Source organism: Microbacterium thalassium, from assembly GCF_014208045.1.
In the GTDB taxonomy this organism is placed as follows: Bacteria; Actinomycetota; Actinomycetes; order Actinomycetales; family Microbacteriaceae; genus Microbacterium; species Microbacterium thalassium.
In genome coordinates, this window is record NZ_JACHML010000001.1 from 3636207 (window position 1) to 3647771 (window position 11565).

8 protein-coding genes are annotated in these 11565 nt (G+C 71.5%); 4 read left to right on the forward strand and 4 right to left on the reverse strand.

The window, feature by feature from the left end; genetic code table 11:
• Positions 1-41: 41 nt before the first annotated feature.
• The gene (locus HD594_RS16835) at positions 42-1754 is read left to right on the forward strand and encodes an amidase (RefSeq protein WP_184752276.1); all 1713 of its coding nucleotides are present in this window, start codon (positions 42-44) and stop codon (positions 1752-1754) included.
• Positions 1755-1899: 145 nt separating this feature from the next.
• On the opposite strand, the gene HD594_RS16840 is transcribed toward HD594_RS16835, so the two are convergent.
• A complete protein-coding gene (locus tag HD594_RS16840) occupies positions 1900-3417 on the reverse strand; it encodes a SulP family inorganic anion transporter (protein ID WP_184752278.1) in 1518 nt (505 codons plus the stop codon).
• Between the two features lie 172 nt (positions 3418-3589).
• On the opposite strand from HD594_RS16840, the gene HD594_RS16845 reads away from it, so the two are divergent.
• Both HD594_RS16845 and HD594_RS16850 read left to right on the forward strand, forming a co-directional pair.
• Positions 3590-4378, forward strand: a complete 789-nt coding sequence (locus tag HD594_RS16845) for an esterase/lipase family protein (protein ID WP_184752280.1) — start codon at positions 3590-3592, stop codon at positions 4376-4378.
• A gap of 18 nt (positions 4379-4396) precedes the next feature.
• Positions 4397-6595 carry a heavy metal translocating P-type ATPase gene (locus tag HD594_RS16850; protein ID WP_184752282.1) on the forward strand — a complete coding sequence of 733 codons (2199 nt, stop codon included), beginning with the start codon at positions 4397-4399 and terminating at the stop codon, positions 6593-6595.
• A 43-nt stretch (positions 6596-6638) separates the two neighbouring features.
• Here the strand turns inward: HD594_RS16850 and HD594_RS16855 are convergent, their stop codons facing one another.
• Positions 6639-7448, reverse strand: coding sequence for a Cof-type HAD-IIB family hydrolase (locus HD594_RS16855; RefSeq protein WP_184752284.1), 810 nt, complete (start codon positions 7446-7448; stop codon positions 6639-6641).
• A gap of 204 nt (positions 7449-7652) precedes the next feature.
• On the opposite strand from HD594_RS16855, the gene HD594_RS16860 reads away from it, so the two are divergent.
• Positions 7653-8543 (forward strand): aggregation-promoting factor C-terminal-like domain-containing protein, encoded by an 891-nt coding sequence (locus HD594_RS16860; RefSeq protein WP_184752286.1) that lies wholly within the window; start codon positions 7653-7655, stop codon positions 8541-8543.
• 51 nt (positions 8544-8594) lie between these two features.
• On the opposite strand, the gene HD594_RS16865 is transcribed toward HD594_RS16860, so the two are convergent.
• Positions 8595-10631, reverse strand: coding sequence for a glucose PTS transporter subunit IIA (locus tag HD594_RS16865; protein WP_184752288.1), 2037 nt, complete (start codon positions 10629-10631; stop codon positions 8595-8597).
• A 127-nt stretch (positions 10632-10758) separates the two neighbouring features.
• Positions 10759-11481: a tyrosine-protein phosphatase gene (locus HD594_RS16870; protein WP_184752290.1), complete on the reverse strand. Its 723-nt coding sequence runs from the start codon at positions 11479-11481 to the stop codon at positions 10759-10761.
• Between the last annotated feature and the right edge of the window lie 84 nt (positions 11482-11565).

The following is an 11565-nucleotide window of genomic DNA, read 5'->3' on the forward strand; positions in this document are numbered from 1 at the left end:
GTGCGTGGGACGACGGATGCGTCGACCGAGGCGGTCGCCCGATGAGCGCGCGCTTCTCCGTCGTCGAGGCGACCATCGCCGACCTGCGGGCGGCGCTCGAGTCGGGCGCGGTCACGAGCGTGGGGCTCGTCGAGGCGTACCTCGCCCGCATCGACGCGTACGACGCGCCCGGCACCGGGACGGCGCTGAACGCCGTCGTCGTGCGCAACCCCGAGGCCCTCGCCGAGGCCGCGGCCTCCGACGCCCGCCGTGCCGCGGGCGAGGCGCTCGGCCCGCTCGACGGCATTCCGTACACGGCGAAGGACTCGTACATGGCCGAGGGGCTCACGGTCGCCTCGGGCTCCCCCGCTTTCGCCGATCTCGTCGCCCAGCACGATGCCTTCTCGATCTCGCGGCTGCGCGCGGCTGGCTGCATCCTGCTCGGACTCACGAACATGCCACCCATGGCCAACGGAGGTATGCAGCGCGGGGTATACGGCCGCGCCGAGAGCCCCTACAACGCCGGCTACCTGACGTCGGCGTTCGGATCGGGCTCGTCCAACGGCTCGGGCACGGCGACGGCATCGTCGTTCGCGGCCTTCGGGCTCGGCGAGGAGACCTGGTCCAGCGGGCGCGCCCCCGCGTCGTGCAACGCCCTGTGCGCGTACACGCCCTCGCGCGGCGTCATCTCGGTGCGCGGCAACTGGCCGCTCGTCCCGACGATGGACGTCGTCGTGCCGCACACGCGCACGATGGCCGACATGCTCGAGATCCTCGACGTCATGGTCGCCGACGATCCCGAGACGCGCGGCGACTTCTGGCGCGCGCAGCCGTGGATCGAGCTTCCCCCGGCGTCGGCGATGCGCGACCAGCCCTTCGCGGCGCTCGCGGATGCAGCATCCGGTTCTCTGCGCGGCAAGCGCTTCGGCATTCCGCGCATGTACATCAACGCCGATGCGGATGCCGGCACCGGCACGACCATCGGCGGCTCGACCGGCGAGCGCATCGTCACGCGTGAGTCCGTGATCGAACTGTGGCAGGCGGCGCGCCGCGACCTCGAGGTCGCGGGCGCCGAGGTGGTCGAGGTCGACTTCCCCGTCGTGACGAACTACGAGGGCGATCGGGCCGGGGCTCCCACCCTCATGACCCGCGGACTCGTGAGCCCGGAGTTCCTGCACTCCGAGATCGTGGACCTGTCGGCGTGGGCGTGGGACGACTTCCTGCGGGCCAACGGCGACCCGCACCTCGACCGGCTGGACGGCGTGGACGGCGCGACGATCTTCCCGCAGCCCGAGGGCGCGCTGCCCGACCGCTACACCGGCTTCGACGACGACATCGTGACCTACCCGGCGCAGGTGCGCGAGCATCCGTACGGCTCGTTCGCCGATATCCCGCACCTCGAGGAGGGACTGCGCGGGCTCGAACAGACGCGACGCCTCGACCTCGAGGAGTGGATGGGCGAGCTCGGCCTGGATGCGGTGGTGTTCCCGGCGATGGCCGATGTGGGCCCGGCGGATGCCGACGTGAACGAGGCGTCCGCCGACACGGCGTGGGCCAATGGCGTGTGGGTCGCGAACGGCAACCTCGCGATCCGGCATCTGGGGATCCCCACGGTGACGGTGCCGATGGGCACGATGGCCGACATCGGGATGCCCGTCGGGCTGACCTTCGCCGGTCCCGCCTACGCCGACCGCGACCTGCTCACGTGGGCCCTGGCGTTCGAGGCGCTGAGCCCGCGGCGCACGGTCCCGCCCCGCACGCCCGAACTCCCCTGAGCCGACGGGTCCGCGGCGCCGGGACCCCGTTCGAAACGGCGGGGATCCCGCGCGACACGCCGCGCGCCCGTCCGTCCGCGACGGCGTGTCGCCGTGCAGACCCGCCGTTCGGCACCGGGACGCGGCACTCGCCCGGGCCCCTGCGTCAGTGGCCGCCGCCGAGGTTGCCCGAGAGGCGGCCGTGGAAGTCGATCGTGGCCTCGTTCATGCCCTGGATGTCGACGCTCTTGCCGCGGTGCTCGTACTTGGTGACGATCGCGTCGAGCGCCGCGACGGTCGACGCGTCCCAGATGTGCGAGTTCGACATGTCGATCACGATCGTGTCGGGGTCGTGCGAGTACTCGAACTGGGTCGTGAGGTCGTTGCTCGAGGCGAAGAACAGCTCGCCGTTCACCGTGTAGTGCGCCGTCTCGCCGTCCTTCGAGATCTCGCGCTTGACCGACGTGAAGTGGGCGACGCGGCGCGCGAACAGCACCATCGCGGTCAGGACGCCGAGCACGACGCCGATCGCGAGGTTGTGCGTCCACACGGTCGCGATGACGGTGACGAGCATGACGCTGGTCTCGCTCCACGGCATCCGCTTGAGGGTGGAGGGGCGGATGCTGTGCCAGTCGAACGTCGCGACCGAGACCATGATCATGACGGCCACGAGGGCGGCCATGGGGATGATCGCGACGATGTCGCCGAGCACGACCACGAGGATCAGCAGGAACACGCCGGCGAGGAACGTCGAGATGCGCGTGCGCGCTCCCGACACCTTCACGTTGATCATGGTCTGGCCGATCATGGCGCAGCCGCCCATGCCGCCGAACGCACCCGACAGGACGTTCGCGACGCCCTGACCCCAGGCCTCGCGCGACTTGCGCGAGTGGGTGTCGGTGATGTCGTCGACGAGCTTCGCGGTCAGGAGCGACTCGATGAGGCCGACGAGGGCGACCCCGAGGGCGAACGGCGCGATGATGCCGAGCGTCTCGAGCGTGAACGGGATGTTCGGGATGAACAGCTCCGGCAGGCTCTCGGGGAGGGCCCCCTGGTCGCCGACCGTCGGCACCGACAGGCCGAAGACGACCGCGGCGGCGGTGACCAGCACGATCGACACCAGTGGCGCCGGGACGATCTTGGTCAGGCGCGGCAGGAAGACGATGATGACCAGACCCACGGCGACCATCGGGTACACCAGCCACGGCACGTCGATCAGCTGCGGCAGCTGCGACATGAAGATGAGGATCGCCAGAGCGTTGACGAAGCCGACCATGACGCTGCGCGGGATGAAGCGCATGAGCTTGGCGACGCCGAGCGCGGCCAGCACGATCTGCAGGATGCCGCCGAGGATCACCGTCGCGATGAGGTAGTCCATGCCGTATTCGCGTGCGACCGGCGCGACCACGAGGGCGATGGCGCCCGTGGCGGCGGTGATCATGGCGGGGCGTCCGCCGACGAACGCGATCGCCACGGCCATCACGAACGACGAGAACAGGCCCACACGCGGGTCGACGCCCGCGATGATCGAGAACGCGATCGCCTCGGGGATGAGGGCGAGCGCGACGACGAGGCCGGCGAGCACCTCGCGCGTGAGGATGCGGGGGCTCCGCAGCGCCTGGAGCACCGTGGGCTCGATGCGGTAGCGGGCGGCGGGGTCCTGGGTGGGGACGACGGCGGTCATGCAGCACTCCGGGGTCTCGGGTCCGCCCGGGATCGGGCGGGCTCCGCGCGCACCGGTGCGCACGAAGTCGGGGCTTCGGTCTGGTGTGGGGTGTGGCGGCCGAGAGGCCGTGCCGGTCAGTCTACCGGGCGCGAAAAGCCTGATCGGATGGCCGAACCACTAGGGTGGCGGCGTGAACCCCATCCGGCGCCTGCTGTGGTGGGCCGCCGACTACCTGTACGCCGGGCGGCATCAGCTGGCGGTGCTCTCCCTGCCGTGGACGGTGGGCCTGCCGCGTCCGACGCCCCCGGCGTGGCGGACCGGCGACCCCGGACTGCCCGAGATCGTGCTGCTGCCGGGCGTGTACGAGCACTGGACGTTCCTGCGCCCGCTCGGCAGCGCCATCGCCGACGCCGGGTACCGCGTGCGCGTGATCCACGGCCTCGGCATGAACCGGCGGAGCGTCCCCGACACCGCCGCGCGGCTCACGCGCGCCCTCGCGAAGGATCCGGTGCCGCCGGCGGGCCGCGTGCTCGTCGCGCACAGCAAGGGCGGTCTCATCGGCAAGCGGGCGCTCCTGGACGCGGATGCCGCGGCGGCGGCCCTGCCCGCGGAGACCGGGCGCGGGCGTCGGGGGGCCGCGCCGGCGGACCTCGGACTGCGCGGTCTCGTCGCGGTGGCGACGCCGTTCGCCGGCTCGTGGATGGCGCGCCTGCTGCCGCTGGATCCCAGCATCCGCGAGTTCCGCCCCGACGACGCCACGATCCGCACACTCGGTGTCGAGCTGGCCGTCAACGCCCGCATCGTCTCGGTGTTCGGCCCCTACGACCCGCACATCCCCGAAGGCAGCCGCCTCGAGGGCGCGATGAACATCGAGGTGCCCTCGCCGGGGCACTTCCGCCTGCTCGGGTCGGCGAGCACGCACCGCGCCGTCATCGACGGCATCCGGCATGTGTCGGACCCGGGAATAGATACCCCCTAGGGGTATGTTCGAGTCACCATGAGCACCGGACACGGTCACCACGAGCACGCGGGCCCGACCGCCCCGCACGACCACTCCTCGGAGCAGCCGGACGTGGGCGACGCCGCCACAGCCGGACACGACGCCCACGCGCACCAGGGCGGGCATGACCCCGACTCCACCCACGCGGGGCACGACGAGCACGCCGGACACGACGGGCACACGGGCGGCGGGCACGGCGGCCACGGCGGCCACGACCACATGGGCCACGTCGCCCGGTTCCGGCGCCTGTTCTGGATCATGCTCGTCATCGCGCTGCCGGTCGTGGGCTTCTCGCCGATGTTCGCGATGCTGCTGGGCTACTCCCTTCCCGATGCGGCATGGGCCTCGTGGATCGCGCCGGTCCTCGGCACCGTCATGTACGTGTGGGGCGGCAGCCCCTTCCTGACGGGCGCGGTGAGCGAGATCCGCGGCCGCAAGCCCGGCATGATGCTGCTGGTCGGACTCGCGATCACCGTCGCGTTCCTGGCGTCGTGGGGCGCGACGCTCGGCATCCTGCACGAGCAGCTCGAGTTCTGGTGGGAGCTCGCGCTCCTGATCGTCATCATGCTGCTCGGGCACTGGATCGAGATGCGGTCGCTCGCGCAGACGACGTCGGCGCTGGATTCGCTGGCCGCGCTGCTTCCCGACGAAGCCGAGCGCGTCGAGGGTGACACGACCGTCACGGTCTCCCCGACGGACCTCGGGGTCGACGATGTCGTCGTCGTGCGGCCCGGGGGTCGCGTGCCGGCCGACGGCACCGTGGTGCAGGGCTCGGCGAGCGTCGACGAGTCGATGATCACGGGCGAGTCCCGCCCCGTCCGCCGCTCCGAGGGCGACGCGGTCGTCGCCGGCACCGTCGCGACCGACTCCGGCCTGCGCGTGCGCATCACCGCGGTCGGCGACGAGACCGCCCTCGCCGGCATCCAGCGCATGGTCTCGGACGCGCAGGCGTCATCATCGCGCGCCCAGCGGCTGGCCGACCGCGCCGCCGGGTGGCTCTTCTGGTTCGCGCTGGGCAGCGCCGCGATCACGGCGGCCGCGTGGAGCGCGCTCGGCCTGCCGGACGACGCGGTCGTCCGCACGATCACGGTGCTCGTGATCGCGTGCCCCCACGCGCTGGGGCTGGCGATCCCGCTCGTCGTCTCGATCGCGACCGAGCGGGCGGCGAAGGCGGGCGTGCTCGTCAAGGACCGCCTCGCGCTCGAGAGCATGCGCACGGTCGACACCGTGCTGTTCGACAAGACCGGCACCCTCACGAAGGGTGCGCCGGCGGTCACCGGGGTCGAGCCGGCGGAGGGCCGGGATGCCGACGAGGTGCTCGCGCTCGCCGCGGCCGCCGAGTCCGACTCCGAACACCCGCTCGCGCGGGCGATCGTCGCGGCGGCCGCCGAGCGGGGTCTCGAGGTGCCGGCCTCCGCCGATTTCGCATCGTCCCCCGCCGTCGGCGTGACCGCGCGCGTGGGCGCGCGCACCGTGCGCGTGGGCGGTCCTCACCTGCTGTCCGAGGAGGACGCGGCCGAACTCCCCGTCGCCGCCGACTGGCACGACGAGGGCGCGACGGTGCTCCACGTGCTCGTCGACGGCTCGGTGGCCGGCGCGCTGCGGCTCGCCGACGAGATCCGCCCCGAGTCGCGCGAGGCCGTGGACGCACTCCACGCTCGCGGCGTGCAGGTCGTGATGATCACGGGCGACGCCGAGGCGGTCGCGGCGTCCGTCGCACGCGACCTCGGCATCGATCGCCACTTCGCCGGCGTGCGCCCCGAGGACAAGGCGACCAAGGTCACGGAGCTTCAGGACGAGGGGCGCCGCGTGGCGATGGTGGGCGACGGCGTCAACGACGCACCCGCTCTCGCGCAGGCGGACGTCGGTCTCGCGATCGGCGCCGGCACCGACGTCGCGATCGCGTCGGCGGGCGTGATCCTGGCCGGATCCGACCCGCGCGCCGTGCTGTCGGTGATCGAGCTGTCGCGCGCGTCGTACCGCAAGATGACGCAGAACCTATGGTGGGCAGCCGGCTACAACCTCATCTCGGTGCCCCTGGCCGCCGGCATCCTCGCCCCGATCGGGTTCGTCCTGCCGATGTCGGTCGGCGCGATCATGATGTCGCTGTCGACGATCGTGGTGGCCCTCAACGCCCAGCTGCTGCGCCGCCTCGATCTGTCGCCCGAGTCGATCGTCGCCGCCGACCGGACGTGACGGCGCTCGGCGCCGGTGGGGCTCCGCCGGCGCCGGAACGGGCTCAGCCCAGCATCCGCTCCACCGTCGCGACCACGCCGTTCTCGGTGTTGGCGGGCGCGCGGAAGCGCGCGCGGGCGAGCACGTCGGGGTGCGCGTTGGCCATCGCGAACGACAGCCCCGCCGCCTCGAGCAGCTCGAGATCGTTGAGGTAGTCGCCGAAGGCGGCCGTCTGGTCGCGCGTCACGCCGAGGGCGGACTGCAGCCGCTCGAGGGCGAGACCCTTGTTGACGCCCTGGTTCATGACGTCGATCCAGTGGTGGCCCGACACGACGACCTGGTGCGTGGCCTTCCAGTCCTCGAGGTCGGGGGCGGTCCGCGCGGCCTCGTCGAAGTCGAAGATCGCGAGCTTGAGGATCTGGTCGTCGACGGTCAGCAGATCGTGGGTCTCCTCGAGCGCGGCGTAGTAGCGGTCGGCCTCGGAGCGGAATGCGTCGTCGGTGCGCTCGATGTACGCCGAACGCTTGCCGCACACGACGAGCCCCAGGTCCGAGCCGTCGGCGACGAGGGTGCGCACGCGACGCACGACGGATGCCGCGAACGCCGGGTCCACGGCATCCGTGCTGATCTCCGCGTCGCCGTGGACGACGTACGCGCCGTTCTCGGCGATGAACACCATGTCGGAATCGTGCCCGTCGAAGGTCCGCCGCAGCGTGGCGAGCTGGCGGCCGCTGGAGGGCACGAACAGGATGCCGCGCCCGCTCAGGCGCTGCAGAAGCGGCCAGAGCGAGGCCGGGACGTTCCCCTCGCCGTCGAGGAGTGTGCCGTCCATGTCGACGGCGATGAGCTTCAGGTCGGGCGAGGGAAAGGGCATGCGGAACCTCCTTCTCAAGCCTAGGCGGGCAGGAGATCCTGCGGATTCACGCATGGGACACCCGGTCTCCTTTGATCGAATACCCAGTGGAACAGGGGATTTCGTCCAGACGGGCGGGTGAGACTCGTGACTTCGCGTCCTTCCCGAGGGCGCACGCGTCGCGCGTCCGCGACGCCGATCCAACCGAAGGACATCCCCCGAATCGTGCCCTCCACTCAGACGCTCACGCCTGCCCGCCGTCCGCGACGCCGCGTCTCCGCCGCGCTCGTTGCCGGCGGCGCCGCCGTCGGCATCCTCCTGACCACCGGCTTCGTGTCGGCGACGCCCGCCCTCGCCGCCGCGACCAACGCACCGCAGGCGGGCTTCACGCTCACCGCCTCGCCGGTCGCCACGGCGACCCCCGAGGCCGTGGAGACCATCGCCACCGACGCGCACGACGCTCTCACGTCGGCACGCGCAGCCGTCGAGGCCGCAGCCGCGCTGGCGTCGGACATCCGCGCCGAGGGACTCGACCTCGGCGTCGAGGACACCTCGATCGACACCGAATCGCTGCGCGCGACGATCGCCGGCCTGTCGGACCTCGACATCATGCCCGCGCTGCTGCTGCCGGAGGCGACGGCCGAGGCCGAGGCCGAGACCGCCGTCGTGACGGCGCGCGTCGCCGACCTGGCCGAGCGCCTCGAGGAGGCCCGCGAGAAGAAGGCCGCCGAGGAGGAGGCCGCCCGCAAGGCCGCCGAGGCCAAGCGCAAGGCCGAGGAGGCCGCCAAGGCGCTCGCGGCCGGCAACACCGTCGAGGGCGCCAAGTCGACCGCCCGCAGCCTCGCCGCGTCGAAGTACGGCTGGGGTGCCGACCAGTTCTCGTGCCTGGACTCGCTGTGGACCAAGGAGTCCGGCTGGAACTACCAGGCCTACAACTCCTCGAGCGGCGCGACGGGCATCCCCCAGTCGCTGCCCGGCAGCAAGATGGCGACCGCCGGCGCGGACTGGCAGACCAACGCCACCACGCAGATCACGTGGGGCCTGGGCTACATCGCCGCCGCCTACGGCTCGCCGTGCGCGGCGTGGAGCCACTCGGTCGCCACCGACTGGTACTGAGCCGAGACGGGTCGGCCGGCCACTGCCCCCGCGTGCCGGCCGACCCGGAGCTCAGACCTTGGGCGCCTCCTGCTTGGCGATCACCTCGATGAGCGGCGCGCCCGGTGTGACCTTGCCCGACATCGCCGGCCGCACATCGCCGAACTGCTCGGCGTTGAGCACGATCACCGGCGTGATGAGCGGGTAGCCGGCGTCCTCGATCACCTTCCGGTCGAAGGTCACGAGCGGGGTCCCCTCCTCGATGCGGTCGCCGTTCTTGACGTGGACGGTGAAGCCCTCGCCCTTGAGGTTGACCGTGTCGATGCCGACGTGGATGAGCAGCTCCACATCCCCGTCGAGGACGAGGCCGAAAGCGTGACCGGTCGGCTGGGCGGCGGCCACGAGGCCGACTCCCGGCGCGTACACGGTGTCGCCGGTCGGCTCGATCGCGACGCCCGGCCCCATCGTGCCCGAGCCGAAGACGGGATCGGGCACGTCCGAGAGCGGGACCACGCGGCCCTCGAGCGGTGACAGCACGTGGAGCGCGACGTCGGCGGGGTTCACGGTGCGGGGAGCGGCCGCGGCGATGATCGTGTCCGAGCTCTCGCCGCCCTGACGCGAGGCGATGTCGGCGACGGTGACGCCGGCGGCGGCGACCTCCTTGGCCTCCTTGGGCTTGTAGCCCGACAGCATCACGAGGACCATCGAGGTCGCGAATGCGGCGCCGATCGCGATCGTGTAGAGCAGGATGTTGTCGAACGCGGGGATCGTCAGCAGCGACGTGAACACGAACGCCTGGGTCTTCACACCACCGCCGATGCCGATGATGATGCCGCCGACGGCGCAGCCGACCAGCATCCGTGGATAGATGCGCTTGAACCGCAGATGGATGCCGTAGAGCGACGGTTCCGAGATGCCGCCGAACAGTCCCGCGGCGAGCGCACCGGTCGCCGTCTGCCTCATCTGCTTGTCGCGCTCGCGCCAGGCGAGCACCAGGACGCCGGCGGTGGCGCCGAAGCACGCGAAGTTCCACGCGCCCATGGGGCCCTGGATGAAGTCGTACCCGAGCGTCTGGATGTTCAGCAGCATGATCGCGTTGATCGGCCAGTGCAGACCGAGCGGAACCATGAACGGGTACGCCAGCGGGATGAGGATCGCGAAGACGAACGGCGACCACGTGTTGATGGCGGCCAGCCCCTGCGCGAGCCACGCGCCGACGTACACGCCGATGGGGCCGATGAGGAACGCCGTGAGCGGGATCATCACCAGCATCGCCAGGAACGGCACGAAGATCAGCTGCAGGTTGTCGGGAATGATCTTCTTCAGGCCCTTGTAGAGGGGCCCGAGGGCGGCCGCCATCAGCAGCGGCGGGAACACCTGGGAGCCGTAGTCGAAGATCGTCAGGGGAACGCCGAAGATCGGGATGACGATGACCTCGCTGCCGAAGGCGACGATGGTGCTCGCCTCGGGGTTGCTGGCCAGAGCCGTGAACCCCGGGAGCATGACGACGGCCATGACGGCGAAGCCCACCCACGGGTCGGCGCCGACCTTCTTCGAGGCGTTGTAGGCGACCAGCAGCGGCAGGAAGAAGAACACCGACTGCCACATGAGGTTGACGAACTGCCATGACGGCGGCAGCTCGGTGCGCGGATCGGCCCAGTTCCCGATGACGCCGAGCGTCGACATCAGCGCCATGAACGTGATGAAGAACGACGCCCCGAGCAGGGCGCCCAGGATCGGGCGGAAGGAGTCCGACAGGAACTCGAACAGCCCGTCGATCCACGCGACCTTGCCGCGGGGGCCCTTGGCCCGCTCGCGCGCCTTGATGTCGGCCGCGCTCTCTTCGCCGCCGCCCCCGCCGCCCATGCCGGGCAGCGCCATGATGTCGTTGTAGACGTTCTGCACGCCGCCGCCGATGACCACCTGGTAGCGGTCGCCGGCCTGCGGCACGGCTCCCATCACGCCGGGGATCGCCTCGACGGCCCCCTTGTCGACGGCGGATCCGTCGATCAGCTGGAATCGCAGCCGGGTCGCGCAGTGCGTCAGGCTCTGGATGTTGCCGGCCCCGCCGACCTTCTCGACGATGTCGGCAGCTGGACTCTCAGCCATGGACGTCACTCCTTCGATGAGGCGTCGGCAGCGGCCCGAAGGCCGTTCCGACAGCGCCGTCGTTCCCCCTGGCCGCGAGCCTATTGCAGCCCGGCGCGCGCGTCGATAGGCCCGGCGTCGGCCGTCGTCACGTCGTCTGCACCGCCGCCCCGCGCCACGTGCGCACCGCCGCGCGGGCAGGGTCTGCGACCTCCGCGGCCGCGAACCACGCGTCCACGTCGATCCCCTCGTAGATCGATACGAAGGCGGATGCGGGCGTGTGTCCGAACCGCTCCAGCACCGCCATGCGCTCGGCGACATGGGACGATCTCCCCCGCAGCGCCTCCATCGCCTCGGCGTTCGCGAACGACTCCAGGTAGTCCGCCGTGGCCGCCTCGGTCGTGACGCCCAGCGCCCGCAGCAGCACCGCCGAGACGAACCCGGTGCGGTCCCATCCCGCACCGCAGTGGAAGAGCACCGCTCCGTCGCGCGCGCTCGCGATGGCATCCAGCACCGAACGCATCCGCTCCGGCAGCTGAGCGAGATGGTCGAGGTAGTACAGCGGCGTCCCCCAGCGCCCGTCGGCTTCGATCGGCTCCCAGAAGCGGCGGTTCATGCCGCCGTCGAGGTCCACCGTGATGCGGTCGAGGTCCGGGGGCACATCGTCGGTGCGCTCCTCGGGCCGACGCAGGTCGATCACCGTCGCCACTCCGCGAGCGCGCAGGCGGGCCCACCCGCCGTCGTCCACGTGATCGAGGGCCTCGGATCGGAAGAACACCCCGGTCGGCGTCGTCGTCCCGTCGGCCCGGTCCAGCCCGCCGAGATCGCGCGCGTTGGCGAGGCCGGCGATGTCGAGGCGCAGCGGGGTCATGCGACGAGTCTTGCATCCGGTCCGCGCGCCCGGGCACGGCTGTCGGCCCCTGACTTCGGCGCGTTCCGCCACGGCGCAGACCAC